Raw genomic sequence first — 17,621 nt, 5'->3', positions numbered from 1 at the left:
TGACGCGACACCTTACTTCAAAATGGGTACATTAGTCCCATTAGAGGTAATTGCGGGGTTGGTGGCGATGGACCCGATCGTGATGTCGGCGGCCACGGCCTTGGTGGGAGCGATGACCACCGACGCCTGGGAACAGGTACGGACAGCCTTCGCCGGCTGGTGGCGTCGCATCCGCCCGCAGCAGGCCGACCGCGTGGCCGCGGAACTGGAGGAGTCCAGGGACCGCGCGATGACGGCCCGCCGGGAACAGGACACCGACGCGGAGTCGGAGCTGGTCACGGTCTGGGCGGACCGGGTGGCCGAGCTGCTGGGGGAGAACCGCGCGCTGGCGGCGGACCTGCGCCGCCTGATCGAGCGGGACATCACCCCGCACGTGCACCACGACACCGGCATCCGCACCGGGACCCAGGAGCTCCACGCCGAGGCCTCCGGACACGGCCGGGTCTACCAGGCCGGGCGTGATCAGCACATCCAGGGGCCATGACTCCCATCGGCGGACCCCCGGCACGCGGCTCCGGCGGACCCTCCGTCCGAAGCGAGGAGATGCCGCGCGGTGAGCGGGTCGGCCTGCAGGCGCGCGCCTCGGACCGGGCCAGGATCTACCAGGCTCGCCGGGACCTGTACGTCTCCGAGCGGGATCTGCACGTGCACTACGAGAGCGGGGTGCGCCGCACACACCGGGTGCCCGACGCCGCACTCTCCGACGAGTGCCCGTATCCCGGTCTGTCCGCGTTCACCACCGACCAGGCGCGGTGGTTCTTCGGCCGGGACTCCGTGGTGGCCAAGCTGCTGGTACGGCTGGACGGCTGCCTCGCTGCGGGCGGCGCCCTGGTCGTCGTGGCGCCCTCCGGGGCGGGGAAGTCCTCGCTGCTCAGGGCGGGGCTGCTGGCCGAGCTGAGGCGGGGCGTGCTGCCGGGTTCGGCGCGCTGGCCGCTCGTGTGGCTCACGCCGACGTCCCATCCGATGGAGGCCCTCGGCGCCCATCTGTGGGAGGTCATGGAAAGCGGCCGGGACGGTTCTCCCGTCCTGCGGCCCGACGAACTGCGCCGGGCACTGGCGAAGGGCCCCGGGGAACGCCGGGTCGTCGTGGTCGTCGACCAGCTGGAGGAACTGTTCACGCTGTGCCCCGACAAGCAGGAGCGCCGGGACTTCCTCGACGCGGTCCTGGGCATCGCGGAGGTCGGCCCGAGCGGCGAACCCCCACCCGGCCTGGTCGTCTTCGGTCTGCGATCGGACTTCTACACCCAGTGCGCGGCCCACCCCGGTCTCCTCGACGCGGTGGAACGCAACCAGGTGATGATGGGACCGCTGACCCGGACCGGCGTACGGGAGGCGATCCTCTACCCCGCCCGCACGGTCGGGCTGGACGTCGAACCAGGGCTGGTGGAGGTCCTGCTGCGCGACCTCGGCGCGACCGAGGAGGGAGCCGACGACGACCCCGCCTACGAGATCGGACGGCTCCCTCTGCTCGCCCACGCGCTGCGGGCGACCTGGCTGCGCCGCGCGGGCCATGTCCTCACCGTGGACGGTTACGAGGCGACCGGCGGCATCGCGCACAGCGTGGCCACCGAGGCGGACCGCTGGTTCGACCGGCTGGATCCGTCGGCACGGGAGACCGCGCGGTCCCTGTTCCTGCGGCTGGTCAAGTTCGGCGAGCGGGGCGCCGGGGACACGCGGTGTCCGGTGCGGTACGACGACCTCGTGAGCCTCTGCGCGCGTCCCGAGGAGGCCGCGCAGGTCGTCGAGAAGTTCACCCGGGGACGCCTGCTGACCCGGGAGCAGGACACGGTGACCATCACCCACGAGGTACTCCTCCGCACCTGGCCACGCCTGCGCCAGTGGATCCGGGACCACCGCGCCCGGTACCTGGCCCGGCAGCGGTTGGAGGACGCGGCGGTCGCCTGGGAGGAGGCGGGGCGCGATCCGGGGCTGCTTTACCGGGGGGTGCGGTTGGAGGAGGCGCGCGCGCTGGCCGGGGGTGGCGGTGCGCGTGACGACGAGGGCGCGGGCCGACTCGGGCCGGTCGCGTCCGAGTTCCTGAGCGCCTCGGTACGGCACCGGCAGCGCGTCCGCCGGATATGGCAGGGCCTCGTCGTTGTCCTGAGTGCGCTGGCCGTGGCCGTCGCGGTGGTGGGCGTTTTCGCGTGGGTGCAGAGCGACAGGGCACGGCAGGAACGGAATACCGCGATCGCCGGGGAGGTCAGGGCCGAGGCCGATCAGGTGCGAATGACGGACGCCTCTCTGGCCGCCCAGCTGGACGTGGTGGCGCTTCGGATGCAGCCGACCGAGTCCACCGAGCTCAACCTGCTGGGTGACGAGGACACACCGCTGTCCACCGTGCTGACCGGACACCGGGGCGAGGTGAACACCGTGGACTTCAGTCCCGACGGTCATGTGCTGGCAAGCGGGGATGACAAGGGCGAGATCTGGCTGTGGAACACCGCCGGCACGGGCCCCCCGAGCAGGCTCGGCGATCCGCTGCGGGGTTTCCACCAGCCGGTGTGGGGAGTGCACTTCAGCGCTGCCGGACACTTCCTCGCCGCCGCCGACGAGGACGGCACCTTCAGCCGTTGGGACGTCCGCGACCCCCGGCACCCCACCGCCCTGGGTGACCCGGTCAAGGCGGGTGGCGGCGGGCAGTACACCCTCGCGATCAGCCCTGACGGGCGCCTCCTGGCGACAGCGGGCGATGACGGCCGGGTCCGGCTGTGGGACGTCTCCGATCCCCGCTACCCGAAGCTCCTCGGGCAACCACTCACCGGGACCGGAGCCAACGGCTCGGTGTACGACGTCGCCTTCAGCCCGGACGGCACGCTGCTGGCGGCCGGCGGGAGCAATGCGACCGTACGGCTGTGGCACGTGACGGACCCACGGCATCCACGGGCCGCCGGCACGCCGACCATCCCGGACGCGTCGGCCGGCGACGATGTCAAGGCGGTCGCCTTCGCCCACGACAACCGGACTCTGGCCGCGGCCGGAGCCTCAGGGACGACCCAATTGTGGGACATCACGGATCCGGCCAAGCCGACCGCGATCGACTCCCCGACCGCCGAGGGCGACGTCAACGCGGTGGCGTTCTCCCACAGCGGCAACCTCATGGCCCTCGGTGGCGACAGCAACGCCGTCGGGCTCTACAACATGGCGTCCCCCAAGGACAACCGGGGTCTCGCCTCGCTGGTGGGCCACACCGGACATGTATGGGGGCTGGCCTTCAATCCCAAGGGCACCCAACTGGCCAGCGTCGGCAACGACCACCAAGTCAGGGTCTGGACGATACCCCGCACGATCCTCACCGGGCACTCGGACTTGGTACAGGCAATAGCCCTGAGCCGCGACGGGCATCTGCTGGCCTCGGGCTCGGCGGACCGGACCGTACGTCTCTGGGATGTCAGCAACACGGCCGATCCCCGGCTGCTCAGCGGATCGATACGGCTGGACGCGCCGTCCTCTCCCTACGCCGTCGCCTTCCAGCCCGGGGGAAGGGTTCTGGCCGTTGCCGCCGGACCGAAGGTGCAGCTGTGGGACGTCACCGATGCGACCAGGCCAAGGCTCCTGGGGAGCCCGCCCGGGCATGCCGACGACAGCTTCCTGAGTGTCGCCTTCACCCCCAGCGGGAACACGATGGCCAGCGGCAATTCCGACGGGACGGTGGTCCTCTGGAACGTCTCCGACCCGTCTCGTCCACGGCTTCTCGGCCGACCGCTGTCCTCGGGATCAAGCGGGCGGATCAACCGGGTGGCCATCAGCCCTGACGGACACACACTCGGCGCCGTGTCGGACGACGGCAGACTGCGGCTCTGGGACGTCGTCGACCCCGCGCGCCCGAGGCCCCTGGGCAGACTCCTGACTGTCAGCGAGGACCCGGTCAATTCGATCGTCTTCAGCCCGAACAGCCACATGCTCGCGACGTCCGGCGGTGACGCGGTGCTCCGTCTGTGGGACATCCGCGACCGCACCCGTCCCAGGCATCTGGGTCAGGACCTGACGGGTCACAGGGGCACCGTGATCGCCCTGGCCTTCAGCCCGGACGGCCGCGCCGTGGCCAGCGGCGGTTCCGACCAGACGCTTCGGCTGTGGGACGTCCGCGACCCGGACCACGCGCGGCCCTTCGGAAAGCCGATCTTCCTCCCCGATTACATCGACACGATGACGTTCTCCGGCGACGGGCGCACCCTGTTCATCGGCGACGGCTCATCCACCGTTCGCATCCTGCCCATGACCACCAGATCCGCCGTCGCGTACATCTGCCGCTCCACCGGCAACGTGCTGACCCCCCAGCTGTGGCACGAGTACGTCCCACACCTCCCCTACGACCCCCCGTGCGCCCGATCCTGACCCGTCCGGAGACGGCCCAGGGTCAGTGAGACGCGAGGGGGCCGGCGGTCCACGACCGTCGGCCCCCTCGCGTCATCAGCGGCAAACCCACTCTGACCTGCGCCTACAGCACCGGCAGGTTCTTCCGCAGCTCGAACGCCGTCACCTCGGACCGGTACTCCTCCCACTCCTGCTTCTTGTTGCGCAGGAAGAAGTCGAAGACGTGCTCGCCGAGGGTCTCGGCGACCAGGTCGCTGCCCTCCATCAGGGTCAGGGCCTCGCCGAGGTTCTGCGGGAGGGGCTCGATGCCCATGGCGCGGCGTTCGGCGTTGGAGAGGGCCCAGACGTCGTCCTCGGCGCCCGGCGGCAGCTCGTAGCCCTCCTCGATGCCCTTCAGGCCGGCGGCGAGGAGGACGGCGTAGGCCAGGTACGGGTTGGCGCCGGAGTCGATGGAGCGGACCTCCACCCGCGCCGAGCCGGTCTTGCCGGGCTTGTACATCGGGACGCGGACCAGGGCACTGCGGTTGTTGTGGCCCCAGCAGATGTAGGAGGGGGCCTCGCCGCCGGCGCCGGCCGTGCGCTCGGAGCCGCCCCAGATGCGCTTGTAGGAGTTCACCCACTGGTTGGTGACCGCGGAGATCTCCGCGGCGTGCCGCAGCAGGCCCGCGATGAAGGAGCGGCCGACCTTGGAGAGCTGGTACTCGGCACCGGACTCGTAGAAGGCGTTCCGGTCACCCTCGAAGAGGGACAGGTGGGTGTGCATGCCGGAGCCGGGGTGCTCGGAGAAAGGCTTCGGCATGAACGTCGCCTGCACGCCCTGCTCCAGCGCCACCTGCTTCATGACCAGCCGGAACGTCATGATGTTGTCGGCGGTGGAGAGCGCGTCGGCGTAGCGCAGGTCGATCTCCTGCTGGCCCGGCGCGCCCTCGTGGTGGGAGAACTCCACCGAGATGCCCATCGACTCCAGCATGGTGATCGCCTGGCGGCGGAAGTCCATGCCGACGTTGGTCGGGGTGTGGTCGAAGTAGCCCGAGTTGTCGGCGGGGGTGGGGCGGGAGCCGTCCAGCGGGCGGTCCTTCAGCAGGAAGAACTCGATCTCAGGGTGGGTGTAGAAGGTGAAGCCCAGGTCGGAGGTGCGGGCGAGGGCGCGCTTCAGGACGTACCTCGGGTCGGCGAAGGACGGCGAGCCGTCCGGCATGAGGATGTCGCAGAACATGCGGGCCGTGCCGGGGGTCTCCGCGCGCCACGGCAGGACCTGGAAGGTGGACGGGTCCGGCTTGGCGATCATGTCGGACTCGTAGACCCGGGCGAAGCCCTCGATGGCGGAGCCGTCGAAGCCGATGCCTTCGTCGAAGGCCTGTTCCAGTTCGGCGGGGGCCACGGCGACGGACTTGAGGAAGCCCAGCACGTCCGTGAACCACAGGCGTACGAACCGGATGTCACGCTCCTCCAAGGTCCGGAGCACGAACTCCTGCTGCTTGTCCATCTTCCGCTTCCCCATCCTTGCTGGTCAGGCCGCCTGTCCCCCGTACCACGGGAGGCGGTCGGGCACCTGAGCATCCCACCACAACACCATTTCACGCGCGTTGCGGACCTTGATCGCCCGAGCGTCCTCGCCCTGAACGCCTCTCGTACGGCAGGTGTACTGCGCTCTCGCCCCATCTTGCCTGCTCGGACCGACATCCGTAATGGCCGGTCCGCTTCGCCCGTGACCGACACCACGCCCGTTAAATTTGCATCTCAGATGCAAGTTTTCATAGCGTGCTGATCAGCCGAGTTCTCCGAGGAGTCCCGATGCTGACCGAGCAGTCCGCAGCCACCGTCCGCGCCACCCTGCCCGCCGTCGGCGCGGCGATAGGCGAGATCACCGAGCGCTTCTACGCCCGCCTCTTCGACGCCCACCCCGACCTGCTGCGCAACCTCTTCAACCGCGGCAACCAGGCCTCCGGCGCCCAGAAGCAGGCCCTCGCCGGTTCCATCGCCGCCTTCGCCACGCACCTGCTGGACCACCCGGACCAGCGGCCGGACGCGATGCTCGCCCGCATCGCCCACAAGCACGCCTCCCTCGGCGTGGCCCCCGAGCAGTACCCGGTCGTCCACGAGCACCTCTTCGCCGCCATCGCCGAGGTCCTCGGCGAGGCCGTCACCCCCGAGGTGGCCGCCGCCTGGGACGAGGTGTACTGGCTGATGGCGAACGCCCTCATCGCCATCGAGAAGCGGCTGTACGAGGAGAGCGGCGGCCCCGGCCTGCGTGCGTGGGAGGTCGTCGAGCGGATCGAGGAGACCCCGGACGTCGTCACCTTCCGGCTGCGTCCGGCCGACGGCGGCCCGGTGGCCGGCTTCCGCGCCGGGCAGTACGTCTCCGTCGGCGTCACCCTGCCCGACGGCGCCCGGCAGATACGGCAGTACAGCCTGACCGGGGCGCCGGGCGAGGCGGTACGCCAGATCAGCGTCAAGCGCGTGCGGGGCGAGGCGACCCCCGACGGCGAGGTCTCGAACCACCTCCACGCGCGCGTGCGACCCGGTGACGTCCTGGAGCTGTCCGAGCCGTACGGCGACCTCGTGCTGGCCGGCGACCCGGACGCGCCCCTGCTGCTCGCCTCGGCGGGCATCGGCGTGACCCCGATGATCGCGATGCTGGCCGACCTCGCGGGCGGCGGCCACCGCGCCCCGGTCACCGTCGCGCACGGCGACCGCTCCCCCGCCGACCACGCCCTGCGCGCCGACCACACGGCGTACGCGGAGAAGCTGCCCGACGCCTGCGCGCACTTCTTCTACGAGCGCGACGCCGAGCCGGGCACCCGCACCGGCCTGGTCGACCTGACCGACATCGCCGTACACCCCGGCACGCGCGCGTACCTGTGCGGCCCGCTCCCCTTCATGCGGGCACTCCGCACCCAGCTGATCGAGAAGGGCGTGTCCCCGGCCGACATCCACTACGAGGTGTTCGGCCCGGACCTTTGGCTGGCGCAGGGCTGAGCGCTCTGTAAAGGGGCGCGACGCTGAGCGCCCCGCAAGGGGCGCGGGGAACGGCGCGACCAGCCACGACGGCGCGGCACACGCCTGACGACCTCTCGTGGCTGGTCGCGCCGCGTTCAGTCCAGCCCCGGCCCCCGAGAGATCCCGAGCAGCAAGGGCCCCGTCGGCTCAGCGACGAGGTCCCCGATCGTGACGGAGTCCAACGCGGCGAAGAACGCCTCCTGAGCCCCCCGCAGAGCGCCCCGCAGGCGGCAGTCGGAGCGCAGGGGGCAGGCCGGCGTCCCCTGCGTCCCCTCGCAGTCCACCACGTCACCGTCGCCCTCGAAGGTCCGCACGACCGCGCCCACCGACGCCGTGCGGCCCCGCTCCGTGAGCGCAAGCCCCCCGCCCCGCCCGCGCCGGGCGTCGACCAGGCCCAGGTGCTGGAGTTCGGCGACGACCTTCGCGGCGTGCGTGTAGGGCACGGCCATGTCGGCGGCGACCTGGCGGGTCGTGGGCGTGGCGTCGGCGACCGCGAGTCGCATCAGGACGCGCAGGGCCAGGTCGGTGGAGCGCAGCAGCCGCATACCGCGAGCGTAGGTAATGCGCATCCTGGCTTCAAATTATCCGCTTCCTGTGCCCTCCCTACGGAAGCGCGGCCCCTCCGCATTACGATCAGCGGGCCCCACCGTCCACGTCCCCTTCTCCAGAAGGACACGCCTCATGGGTTCCGGCAAGAACAGCAGCACCGCGGCGCGCAAGGCGCGCATCGAGGAGATGCGGCGCGCGGAGCGTGTCCGCGAGCGCCGTAACCGGGTGCTCACCATCGCCGCCAGTGCGGTGGTCGTCGTCGGTCTCGTCGTCGGCGGTGTGGTCCTGGTGAAGACGCAGGGCGACTCCGGCAAGGACCAGGCGACGCCGAGCGGGGACGCCAAGGGCTCCGGGGACTCCGGGAAGTTCACCACCGGCAAGGACGGGGTGAGGACCTGGTCGGGCAAGCTGTCCCGGACGCACGTGACGACCAAGGTGTCGTACCCGATGCACCCGCCGGTCGGCGGCAACCACAACCCGGTCTGGCTGAACTGCAACGGTGACGTCTACACCAAGGCGGTGCCGGACGAGAACGCCGTGCACGCGCTGGAGCACGGCGCGGTCTGGGTGACGTACACCGACAAGGCGGCCAAGGGCGACGTCGACGCGCTCGCGGCGAAGGTGAAGAAGACGCCGTACTCGCTGATGAGCCCGTACCAGAACCAGGACGCCCCGCTGATCCTGTCGGCGTGGGGCCACCAGGTCGCGGTGAAGAGCGCGAAGGACCCGGAAGTGGACAAGTTCTTCGCCGCGTACGTGCAGGGCCCGCAGACGCCCGAGCCGGGCGCCTCGTGCACCGGCGGGGTCATGAAGTGAGGCGGCAGCACGTCGGCTGGGTCGCCGGGGCCGCGGCGGCGGTGCTCGTCGCGGCCGGCGCGATCACCTACGCGGTCGCCGAGGAGACCGGCGGATCGGATCCGAAGACGCCGAGCGCCGAATCGGCGGACGCCGGGTTCGCGCGGGACATGGCCGTCCACCACCAGCAGGCCGTCGAGATGTCGTACATCGTGCGCGACCGCACGAAGGACGAGGAGGTACGGCGGCTCGCCTACGACATCGCGCAGACGCAGGCCAACCAGCGCGGGATGCTGCTGGGCTGGCTCGACCTGTGGGGGCTGCCGAAGGTGTCGGCCGACCCGCCGATGACCTGGATGGGCATGGGCGGCATGGCCTCCGGCAAGGACGGCGCGCTGATGCCGGGGATGGCCACGAACACCGAGCTGAAGAAGCTCCAGTCGCTCAGCGGCAAGCAGGCCGAGATCCTCTACCTCCAGCTGATGACGGACCATCACAAGGGCGGCATCCACATGGCCGAGGGCTGTGTCGCCAAGTGCACGGTCGGCGTGGAGAAGCGGCTCGCGCAGGGCATGGTCGACGCGCAGCAGTCGGAGATCGACCTGATGGCCGGAATGCTCAAGGAGCGGGGCGCGCAAGCCCGTTCGTAACACCGCCGTAGGGACGAAAGCATCAAAACGCCCTACGCGGCGGTTACTTGAGCTTCTCTTGACTTTTACGTTCCCCTGGCATGAACGGTTCATCGCAAGAGTGGCCCCCATCGTGTGATCCACTCGCCGGCCGACACCGCCGCGGGCCGGCGCGCGCCTCCACGACGTGCCAACCACTACATGCATGCGAACCGCATCGCAGGGGGTTCTATGAGATCCAACCGCGCCACCGTGCGCGCCGGTGTGAGCATGGCAGCGACACTGCCCATGATCGCCGGTGCGCTGGCGCTGGGCATACCCGCGGCACACGCCGCGGACAGCCCCGCTCGTGACGTACTGAAGGGCACCAAGCCGCTCTGGGCCACGGCCAAGGCGGACAAGGGCGCGACCTCGGACAAGGCCCAGGTCAAGGCCCGCGTCTACCTGGCCGGCCGGGACGCGGCCGGCCTCGCCGCCTACGCCAAGGCGGTGTCCGACCCCGGCTCGCCGCTGTACGGCAAGTACCTGAGCGCCAAGAAGGCACAGGCCCGCTTCGGCGCCACCAAGGCCCAGGTGGCCGCCGTGACGTCCTGGCTGAAGTCGGCCGGTCTGACCGTCACCGCGGTCACCCCGCACTACGTCGCCGTCTCCGGTGACGTGGCCGCCGCCGAGAAGGCGTTCAACACCCAGCTGCACAACTACGCCAAGGGCTCCAAGACCTACCGCGCCCCGGCGCAAACGGCCTCCGCCCCGGCCGCCCTGAAGGGCGCGGTCCTGACCGTCACCGGTCTGGACACCGCCCCGCACAAGGCGAACCACGACGACCAGCTGCCGCCGCCGGACGCGGTGTTCAAGAACGCCGGGCCGTTCTCCTCGTACTACGGCTCCAACGTCGCGAGCACGCTGCCGGACGCCTACGGCCAGAAGATCCCGTACGCGGTCAAGGGCTACACCGGCAAGCAGCTGCGCGCCGCGTACGGCGCGGGCACGTACACCGGGCACGGTGTCCGCATCGCGATCACGGACGCGTACGCCTCCCCGACGATCGCCTACGACGCCGGCAAGTACGCGCTGAAGAACGGTGACGCGGCCTGGAAGACCGGCCAGCTGCACCAGGTGCTGCCGAAGAACTACACGAAGACCGAGGAGTGCGGGGCGGCCGGCTGGTACGGCGAGGAGACCCTCGACGTCGAGGCGGTCCACGCGGTCGCGCCGAACGCCGACGTCACCTACGTGGGCGCGGCCTCCTGCTACGACGACGACCTGCTGGACTCCCTCGGCAAGATCGTCGACAACCACCTGGCCGACATCGTCTCCAACTCCTGGGGCGATGTCGAGGCCAACGAGACGCCGGACGTCCAGGCCGCCTACGACCAGGTCTTCCAGCTGGGCGCGGTGCAGGGCATCGGCTTCTACTTCTCCTCCGGCGACGACGGCGACCAGGTCGCCAACACCGGTGTGAAGCAGGTCGACACCCCGGCCAACTCCGCCTGGGTCACCGCGGTCGGCGGCACCTCGCTGGCCGTCGGCAAGGGCGACAAGTACCAGTGGGAGACCGGCTGGGGCACCGAGAAGGCCTCGCTGTCGCCCGACGGCAAGAGCTGGGTCGGCTTCCCCGGCGCCTTCACCTCGGGCGCGGGCGGCGGCACCAGCAAGACGGTCCCCGCGCCGTACTACCAGAAGGGTGTCGTGCCGGAGGCGCTCGCCAAGGCCAACAACGCCTCCGGCAACCGCGTCGTCCCGGACATCGCGGCCATCGCCGACCCGAACACCGGCTTCCTGGTCGGCCAGACCCAGACCTTCCCCGACGGCACCGAGCAGTACAGCGAGTACCGCATCGGCGGCACCTCGCTGGCCGCGCCGGTGATCGCGGCGGTCCAGGCCCTGGCCCAGGAGGCCCGCGGCGGCAAGGCGATCGGATTCGCCAACCCGGTGATCTACGCCAAGTACGGCAAGAAGGGCGTCTTCCACGACGTCACGGACAACCCGACGGGGTCGGGGCTGGCGGTCGCCCGCGTCGACTTCGCGAACGGGTACGACGCGGCTGACGGCTTGCTGACGTCGGTTCGCAGCCTGGGCAAGGACAGCTCGTTGGCTGCGGTGAAGGGGTATGACGACGTTACCGGCGTGGGTTCGCCTGCGGGTGGGTACGTGCAGTCGTTCCGGCAGCGGTAAGTCGCCGTTGCTTTGCTGAAGGGGCGTGGGGCCTTGGTGGCCTCACGCCCCTTCGGCGTCATCGGGCCTTGAGCGCGGCGATGAAGGGGGTCCAGGCGGTGGGGGTGAGGAGGAGGACGGGGCCGTGGGGGATCTTTGAGTCCCGTACGGGGATGAGGTTGGGGATGTTGTGGGCTACCTCGACGCATTCCCCGCCGTCACCGTTGCTGTAGCTCGACTTTCGCCAGAGGGCGGCGCCGGGGAAGTCGGCGGCCACTTCTACGCAGTCCCCACCATCACCGTTGCTGTAGCTGCTCTTGAACCAGAGCGCATCACTCAAGTCGATCCGGTTGGTCGCCATTTCGGAAATCCTCTGCCGCTGCCTTGATCATTGCCAGGGACGTGTCTGGTGACAGCGCGACGGCCCTGAGCCGATCGTATGCCTTGCGGTACTGCTTCACGAGGGCCGGATCATCGATGGTGTCCCCGCTGTACGACGCCTCGGTGTAGATCAGCGGTGGGGCGTCCGGGAAGGTCATCACTTTGATGGAGGCAGCCATCAGGGGATACGCCCCGCATGTGCGCGGAACGATCTGCGGAGTGATCCGGTGCCGCTCGGCCAACTCGGCGACGTGGTCCAACTGTTCGGCCATCTCCAGCGGAGGGAGAATGGGAGCGGCGATCAGCGATTCGTGCAGGACGGCCCAGTACTCCGGCTTGGAGTGATCCACCTCGAAGAGGCGGGCGCGGGAGAGCCGGGCCGCCACCTTCTCCTCGACCCACTCGTCGGAGGCCGCCGGGTGAGCCGACCGGACCAGCGCCCGCGCGTACGGAGCGGTCTGGAGCAGCCCAGGGAAGGTGATGGGGCACCACTCCTCGATGGACTCCGCGTACTTCTCCGCCTCCAGCACCTTCTCGAAGTAGGCGGCATGCGGCCCCCTCCTCGCCCGCCGCACATCCTCGCAATGGCGCTCGAAGAAGCCGTCGGTCCCGAGCACCCGATCCGCATGCCGAGCCAGATCGATGGGCATCCTCCGCTCCCCGTGCTCGATGTCGCTGAGGTACGTCTTGCCGTAGAAGCTGCCCTCAAGGAACGCCTCCAACGACAGCCCGGCCGCCTCCCTCTTCCACCGCAACTCCTTGCCGTAGAAGGTCGGGACGCTCATCGAGCCGTCAATGTCCTTGCCCCGAGCCACCGCTCACTCTCCTCCGCTGCCCTGGTCGCGAACGCGAAACCTCTTCCACGGTAGCGAGACTGGCGACAGCCTGTGAGGTGTTCGTCACACACAGCACAGAAGGTTGCCGCCTCTCATGTCCGACCGCTCCCCCACCGCCTACGACGTCACCCTCTGCGTCGAGGAACTCCGCAGCGCCCTCGCCCTGCACGGCATCACGCTCCCCTCCCTCCGCGTCGACCTGCCGAGCTTCGCGGGTACGTACGCCCCGCCCGCCGGACTCGTCACGCTCGGGAACTGCAACACGGCCACGGCACGGGCCCTCGCCGCCGTGCTGAGGAAGGCGGCGGCGGAGTGATGGCGCTGCTGGAACTGCACCTGCTGGCCACGCCGAAGGCCGCACCGGAACTGCGCCACCACCTCCGTGCGCACGGCTTCGACGTCCGCCTGTGTGCGACGGAGCTGCTGACGAACGTGATCGACCACCTCGGCGAGGGAACACCGGTGACCGTCCGTGTCGGGGCTACGGCGGTGCGGGGCCGTACCCGCATCGAGGTGACCGATCCCGACCCGCGCGCGCTGCCTGTCCTGCTGTCCGCCACGGAGGCGGCGGAGTCGGGGCGGGGGTTGGCTCTCGTGGACGCGCTGGCCGAGCGGTGGGGCGTGGAACAGGGGCCGGACCGGAAGACGGTGTGGTGCGAGCTGAGGAACTGAGGTGGGGAGAGCGGGGCGCTACGGAACTGATGTGAGCGGATGCGGAGAAGTGGCCGTAGGGCCGCCCGCTTCCTGGCCAGTGTCGGGCTTCCGCGAGGTGAGTCAAGGGCGCTGCGCGTCGCCTCCGGCGATGGCCCTCCGGGCCACCCTTGACACACCTCGCTCCAGCCCGGGTGAGAAGCGAGCGGGCGACCGGAGGAAAGTGGCCCCCTCATCGGCACCGGCCCCTCAGCCCAGCTGGGCGCGCACCCGGGGCTGAGGGTGCGCGTCGGCGTCTCGTCAGCACGCCGGGTGGGCTAGGCGGCGAACGGCGGGTGGGTGGGGCGCACCCGCGTCTCGCCAGCACGCCGGGCCGGCCAAGCGGCGCACGGCCGGTGGGCGGGGGCGCACCCGCGTCTCGCCAGCACGCCGGGCCGGCCAAGCGGCGCACGGCCGGTGGGGTGGGGACGCGATCGGGTCCCGGTCGCGCGCCGGGTGGGCTCGGCGGCGAACGGCCAGTGGGGCGAGGGCGCATCCTCACCTCGCCAGCAGCCGGCTGGGCTCGGCGGCAAGCGGCCGGCGGGGGCGCCCTCGCGCCTCACGACGGGTGGCGATGTGCGGCCCCTGAGCCCCTCAGGTCACAGGGAAGCCGGTGATTGGCAGGTTTGTGCCAGTGCTGCTGCCCAGCCGACCCTCTGACCCGCGTGATCGCTGGGCCCGTTGGCACAAATCTGCCAATCACGGCCCTGGGGTGGTCAGTGGGGGCCCAGCCTGCCGGGGCTCTGCCCCTCTCATGCCTCCCGCGCTCCCAGGGAGAGCCGCCGAGCCGGTTCGGCGTCCACCCCAGCCGCGACCGCACCCCACCCACCCACCAGGGGATCGCCGCCAAACCCACCCGGCGTGCAGGCGGGACGCGACCGCGCCCCCGCCACCCACCATCCGCAAGCCGCTCAGCCCACCCGGCGTCCATGCGAGACGCCACCGCGCTGCACCCACCCACCGGGGATCGCCGCTAAGCCCACCCGGCGTCCATGCGAGGCGCGTCCGCGCGACCCTCCCGACGGTGCGGACGCAGCTGACCTGGGGGCCCGGTACCGGTCGGGGCCACCGTTCTTTCGGGCCGCTCGCTCGCTTCTTCCCCGGGGTGGAGTGAGGTGTGTCAAGGGTGGCCCGGAGGGCCATCGCCGAAGGCGACGCGCAGCGCCCTTGACTCACCTCGCGGAAGCCCGACACTGGCCGGGAAGCGAGCGGACCAACGGTTACCTTGGCAGCTCGGGCGGGTGAAGCGAGCCGTACGGGGGTGCCGTGGGCATCGAGCTGGAGTTGCGGGTCAGGCAGGCCTCTCGGAACAAGGGGCGCCGGGACACCGTCATCCGCCGTTCCCATGAGCACGGGGACGCCCTCGCCCGAGCCCTGGACGGGGTGAGTCACGGGCGGCTCGCGCAGGTCGATCCGTACGGGGACACCCGGTTCACCGAGCAGGACGCGGAGGCCGCGCTGCCCGAGGTGGCCGCCCTCGTGCGGGCATGCGCCAGCCCGTTCCAGCAGGCCGCCCTCCTCGACCTCGCCGCGATGCTGGAGGTCTGCGTGAGCACGCCGGGGAGTTCTCTGTGGTTCATCGGTGACTGAAGAACCGTTCCGTAAACGGCAACGAGGTCTACCTGCTGGCGTGCCCGGCCCGCTGCGATCCGGCGGCCATCTGGCCGGTCAACCAGCACTGACGCGTCAGCATCGCCGCCCGTGCCCCACGCCGGCGGTGCCCGACCACCACGACCGCGAGCAGGCAGCCACCGCTCCGGAGATCATTGACGGGAGAGTCGTCGGGCCGCCGGGCCGGTCCCGGTGACCAGCCCGCGCCGCACCCTCAGCGGTACAGCGCCCCCGACCCCTCCGCCTCCGGGACGTGCGTTGTGATCACCCGTCCCGCCGACGGCGTCTCCCGGCGGCGGTCCACCGCGTACGCCACGCTCGCCACGCCCAGGCCCAGGACGGCCAGGGCCGCTCCCGCGAGCGCCGGGGACGTCGTACCGAAGCCGGCCGCCAGGGCGAGGCCGCCGATCCAGGCGCCGCCCGCGTTGGCCAGGTTGAACGCCGCCTGGTTGGCCGAGGAGGCGAGGGAGGGGGCCGCCGACGCCTTCTCCATCACCATCAGCTGGAGCGGGGAGCCGGTGATGAACGCCGCCATGCCCAGCAGGGTGACCGCCAGGGCCGCGCTCCACTCCGCCCGCATCAGCAAGGGGAAGAGCACCAGCACCGCGCCCAGGGACGCCAGGCCGCCGAAGAGGGTGCCGCGCAGGGAGTGGTCGGCGAGCCGGCCGCCCAGCAGGTTGCCCGCCGTGGCGCCGACGCCGAAGAGGGCCAGGAGCAGGGTCACACTGGTGTCGGCGTAGCCCGCCGCGTCGGTCAGCATCGGGGTGACGTAGCTGTAGGCCGCGAAGAGCGCGCCGAAGCCCGCCACTGTCGTACCGAGGGCCAGCCAGACCGGCACCGACTTCAGGGCCGCCAGTTCGCCGCGCAGGCCCGTCGACGTGGCCGCGTGGTTCCGGTCGTGCGGGATCAGGAGAGCCAGGGAGGCGATCGCCGCTATGCCGATCACGCTCACTCCCAGGAACGTCGCCCGCCAGCCCAGGTGCTGGCCCATCAGCGTGGCGACGGGTACGCCCGCGATGTTGGCGACGGTGAGGCCGAGGAACATCAGGGACACCGAGCGGGCCTTGCGCTCCGGTGGGACCATCGCCGTGGCGACGACCGCGCCGACGCCGAAGAAGGCGCCGTGCGGCAGGCCGCTGAGGAAGCGGGCGGCCAGCAGGGAGCCGTTGCCGGGGGCGAACGCCGACAGGGCGTTGCCCGCGACGAACAGGGCCATGAGGGAGATCAGGACCGTGCGGCGGGGCATCCGCGCGGTCAGTGCGGCCAGCAGCGGGGCGCCGATGACGACGCCCAGCGCGTACGCCGAGACCAGGTGCCCGGCGGCGGGGATCGAGATGTGGAGGTCGTCCGCGACGTCGGGCAGGAGGCCCATCATCACGAACTCGGTCGTACCGATGCCGAAGGCACCCACGGCAAGGGCGAGCAGGGCCAGGGGCATGAGGGACCTTTCAGAGAGCGGAGTGCCGTACAGGTTCGAGTCTCGCATTATGTTCCTGTACGGAACAAACTCTCTCAGGTCCAGTATTCCGGCAGGTTAAGAGCCTGTGTCGAGCTTCACACGGGCCGCTACGGGCAGGTGATCGCTGTTGGTGCGCGGCAGCGTCCAGCTGCTTTCCGGCCGCACGCCCCTCACCATGATCTGGTCGATGCGCGCCATCGGGAACGACGCCGGCCAGCTGAAGCCGAAGCCGCTGCCCGCCGCGCCCTGCGTGGAGCGCATCTGGGAGGTGACGGCGTTGAGCGCGCGGTCGTTCATGGTGCCGTTCAGGTCGCCGAGCAGCACCACCCGCTCCAGGGGCTCGTCGGAGATGGCCTCGCCGAGCGCGTCGGCGCTCTTGTCCCGCTGCCGGGCGGTGAACCCGGCCTCCATCTTCACCCGCACCGAGGGCAGGTGGGCGACGTAGACCGCGACCGGGCCCCGGGGCGTCGCCACGGTGGCGCGCATCGCACGCTTCCAGCCGAGCTTGATGTCGACGGCGTGGACGCCGGTCATCCGGTACTTGCTCCACAGCCCGACCGTGCCGACGACCGCGTGGTACTTGTACGTCGACGCCAGCGCCTTCTCGTAGACGGGCACGGCGGAGGCTGGCAGCTCCTCCAGGGCCAGGACGTCGGCGCCGGACGCGGCCACGTCGGTGGCGGTCGCGGCCGGGTCGGGGTTGTCGGCGTTGACGTTGTGGGTGGCCACCATGAGGTCGCCGCCCCCACCCGCCCTGTCGGTCAGCAGCCCGCCGAAGAGGTTCAGCCAGACGACCGCCGGGAGCACGATCGCGATCAGCGCCGTCGCCGACCGGCGGATCAGCGCGAGGACCAGGAGCACCGGGACGGCCAGGCCCAGCCAGGGCAGAAACGTCTCGGTGAGCGAGCCGAGGTTGCCCACCGCGTTCGGGATGTGCGAGTGCAGCAGCATCACCAGGGCGAGCAGCAGGGCCAGTACGGCGAGGACGGCGCCGCGCCGCCAGACGCGCGGATCGTTCCGCCAGCCGGCGAACAGGCGGTGCGCGAGGCGTCGAAGCCGGGATCCCGGTCGCTCGGGTCCCGAGCCGTCGCCCACCGTCTCCGTCATGTACGCCTGCTGCGCCATACCGTCTGCCTCACTGCCTGCCGTGCACACCGTTCGCCCCCGTGCTCTTCCGACCCTAGGGGATGATCGGCTCCGTTC

General features: G+C 70.9%; 15 protein-coding genes. 9 read left to right on the top strand and 6 right to left on the bottom strand.

The genetic code is table 11. From position 1 onward, the window contains the following. The first annotated feature begins 67 nt into the window (after positions 1-67). Together ACZ4WH_RS25580 and ACZ4WH_RS25575 are read left to right on the top strand one after the other, a co-directional pair. Positions 68-484: a hypothetical protein gene (locus tag ACZ4WH_RS25580; protein WP_468184407.1), complete on the top strand. Its 417-nt coding sequence runs from the start codon at positions 68-70 to the stop codon at positions 482-484. After that, on the top strand, positions 481-4,335 hold the full coding sequence (locus ACZ4WH_RS25575) for an nSTAND1 domain-containing NTPase (protein ID WP_468184404.1): 3,855 nt from the start codon (positions 481-483) through the stop codon (positions 4,333-4,335). The genes ACZ4WH_RS25580 and ACZ4WH_RS25575 overlap by 4 nt, the downstream gene beginning before the upstream one ends. Positions 4,336-4,438: 103 nt before the next feature. On the opposite strand, the gene glnA is transcribed toward ACZ4WH_RS25575, so the two are convergent. Further along, positions 4,439-5,800, bottom strand: coding sequence for a type I glutamate--ammonia ligase (glnA, locus tag ACZ4WH_RS25570; RefSeq protein ID WP_030986148.1), 1,362 nt, complete (start codon positions 5,798-5,800; stop codon positions 4,439-4,441). A gap of 308 nt (positions 5,801-6,108) precedes the next feature. Between glnA and ACZ4WH_RS25565 the strand changes: the two genes are divergently transcribed. After that, positions 6,109-7,293, top strand: coding sequence for a globin domain-containing protein (locus ACZ4WH_RS25565; RefSeq protein WP_468184401.1), 1,185 nt, complete (start codon positions 6,109-6,111; stop codon positions 7,291-7,293). A gap of 116 nt (positions 7,294-7,409) precedes the next feature. Here the strand turns inward: ACZ4WH_RS25565 and ACZ4WH_RS25560 are convergent, their stop codons facing one another. Next, complete coding sequence (locus ACZ4WH_RS25560; RefSeq protein ID WP_468184398.1) at positions 7,410-7,859, bottom strand: RrF2 family transcriptional regulator; 450 nt, start codon at positions 7,857-7,859, stop codon at positions 7,410-7,412. 136 nt (positions 7,860-7,995) lie between these two features. Between ACZ4WH_RS25560 and ACZ4WH_RS25555 the strand changes: the two genes are divergently transcribed. The 3 genes from ACZ4WH_RS25555 to ACZ4WH_RS25545 all read left to right on the top strand — a co-directional run bounded on the left by ACZ4WH_RS25555 (position 7,996) and on the right by ACZ4WH_RS25545 (position 11,462). Then, positions 7,996-8,679: a DUF3105 domain-containing protein gene (locus ACZ4WH_RS25555; protein WP_468184396.1), complete on the top strand. Its 684-nt coding sequence runs from the start codon at positions 7,996-7,998 to the stop codon at positions 8,677-8,679. Beyond that, complete coding sequence (locus ACZ4WH_RS25550) at positions 8,676-9,308, top strand: DUF305 domain-containing protein (protein ID WP_468184393.1); 633 nt, start codon at positions 8,676-8,678, stop codon at positions 9,306-9,308. Before ACZ4WH_RS25555 ends, ACZ4WH_RS25550 begins: the two co-directional genes overlap by 4 nt. Positions 9,309-9,518: 210 nt before the next feature. Next, complete coding sequence (locus tag ACZ4WH_RS25545; protein WP_468184391.1) at positions 9,519-11,462, top strand: S53 family peptidase; 1,944 nt, start codon at positions 9,519-9,521, stop codon at positions 11,460-11,462. Positions 11,463-11,520: 58 nt separating this feature from the next. Here ACZ4WH_RS25545 and ACZ4WH_RS25540 read toward each other — a convergent pair whose 3' ends face one another. Continuing rightward, on the bottom strand, positions 11,521-11,802 hold the full coding sequence (locus ACZ4WH_RS25540; RefSeq protein ID WP_468184388.1) for a DUF397 domain-containing protein: 282 nt from the start codon (positions 11,800-11,802) through the stop codon (positions 11,521-11,523). Continuing rightward, on the bottom strand, positions 11,774-12,637 hold the full coding sequence (locus tag ACZ4WH_RS25535) for a helix-turn-helix domain-containing protein (RefSeq protein ID WP_468184386.1): 864 nt from the start codon (positions 12,635-12,637) through the stop codon (positions 11,774-11,776). Before ACZ4WH_RS25535 ends, ACZ4WH_RS25540 begins: the two co-directional genes overlap by 29 nt. A 115-nt stretch (positions 12,638-12,752) precedes the next feature. On the opposite strand from ACZ4WH_RS25535, the gene ACZ4WH_RS25530 reads away from it, so the two are divergent. The 3 genes from ACZ4WH_RS25530 to ACZ4WH_RS25520 all read left to right on the top strand — a co-directional run bounded on the left by ACZ4WH_RS25530 (position 12,753) and on the right by ACZ4WH_RS25520 (position 14,938). Next, positions 12,753-12,974 carry a hypothetical protein gene (locus tag ACZ4WH_RS25530; protein ID WP_468184383.1) on the top strand — a complete coding sequence of 74 codons (222 nt, stop codon included), beginning with the start codon at positions 12,753-12,755 and terminating at the stop codon, positions 12,972-12,974. Continuing rightward, complete coding sequence (locus ACZ4WH_RS25525; RefSeq protein ID WP_468184381.1) at positions 12,974-13,330, top strand: ATP-binding protein; 357 nt, start codon at positions 12,974-12,976, stop codon at positions 13,328-13,330. Before ACZ4WH_RS25530 ends, ACZ4WH_RS25525 begins: the two co-directional genes overlap by 1 nt. Before the next feature lie 1,284 nt (positions 13,331-14,614). Then, the gene (locus tag ACZ4WH_RS25520) at positions 14,615-14,938 is read left to right on the top strand and encodes a hypothetical protein (RefSeq protein WP_468184379.1); all 324 of its coding nucleotides are present in this window, start codon (positions 14,615-14,617) and stop codon (positions 14,936-14,938) included. Positions 14,939-15,173: 235 nt separating this feature from the next. Here the strand turns inward: ACZ4WH_RS25520 and ACZ4WH_RS25515 are convergent, their stop codons facing one another. After that, positions 15,174-16,397: an MFS transporter gene (locus ACZ4WH_RS25515; RefSeq protein WP_468184529.1), complete on the bottom strand. Its 1,224-nt coding sequence runs from the start codon at positions 16,395-16,397 to the stop codon at positions 15,174-15,176. A 96-nt stretch (positions 16,398-16,493) separates the two neighbouring features. Continuing rightward, positions 16,494-17,543 carry an endonuclease/exonuclease/phosphatase family protein gene (locus ACZ4WH_RS25510; protein ID WP_468184376.1) on the bottom strand — a complete coding sequence of 350 codons (1,050 nt, stop codon included), beginning with the start codon at positions 17,541-17,543 and terminating at the stop codon, positions 16,494-16,496. Positions 17,544-17,621 lie beyond the last annotated feature (78 nt).

The organism is Streptomyces sp. NPDC029138 (assembly GCF_055564375.1).
The sequence above is the reverse complement of the archived record's forward strand: the minus strand, read 5'-3'. Positions and strand labels throughout refer to the sequence as shown.

Coding starts and splice junctions, on each gene's coding strand:
- ACZ4WH_RS25580 (WP_468184407.1), top strand. CDS start 68: ATGGACCCGATCGTGATGTCGGCGGCCACGGCCTTGGTGGGAGCGATG.
- ACZ4WH_RS25575 (WP_468184404.1), top strand. CDS start 481: ATGACTCCCATCGGCGGACCCCCGGCACGCGGCTCCGGCGGACCCTCC.
- glnA (WP_030986148.1), bottom strand. CDS start 5,800: ATGGACAAGCAGCAGGAGTTCGTGCTCCGGACCTTGGAGGAGCGTGAC.
- ACZ4WH_RS25565 (WP_468184401.1), top strand. CDS start 6,109: ATGCTGACCGAGCAGTCCGCAGCCACCGTCCGCGCCACCCTGCCCGCC.
- ACZ4WH_RS25560 (WP_468184398.1), bottom strand. CDS start 7,859: ATGCGGCTGCTGCGCTCCACCGACCTGGCCCTGCGCGTCCTGATGCGA.
- ACZ4WH_RS25555 (WP_468184396.1), top strand. CDS start 7,996: ATGGGTTCCGGCAAGAACAGCAGCACCGCGGCGCGCAAGGCGCGCATC.
- ACZ4WH_RS25545 (WP_468184391.1), top strand. CDS start 9,519: ATGAGATCCAACCGCGCCACCGTGCGCGCCGGTGTGAGCATGGCAGCG.
- ACZ4WH_RS25540 (WP_468184388.1), bottom strand. CDS start 11,802: ATGGCGACCAACCGGATCGACTTGAGTGATGCGCTCTGGTTCAAGAGC.
- ACZ4WH_RS25530 (WP_468184383.1), top strand. CDS start 12,753: ATGTCCGACCGCTCCCCCACCGCCTACGACGTCACCCTCTGCGTCGAG.
- ACZ4WH_RS25525 (WP_468184381.1), top strand. CDS start 12,974: ATGGCGCTGCTGGAACTGCACCTGCTGGCCACGCCGAAGGCCGCACCG.
- ACZ4WH_RS25515 (WP_468184529.1), bottom strand. CDS start 16,397: ATGCCCCTGGCCCTGCTCGCCCTTGCCGTGGGTGCCTTCGGCATCGGT.
- ACZ4WH_RS25510 (WP_468184376.1), bottom strand. CDS start 17,543: ATGGCGCAGCAGGCGTACATGACGGAGACGGTGGGCGACGGCTCGGGA.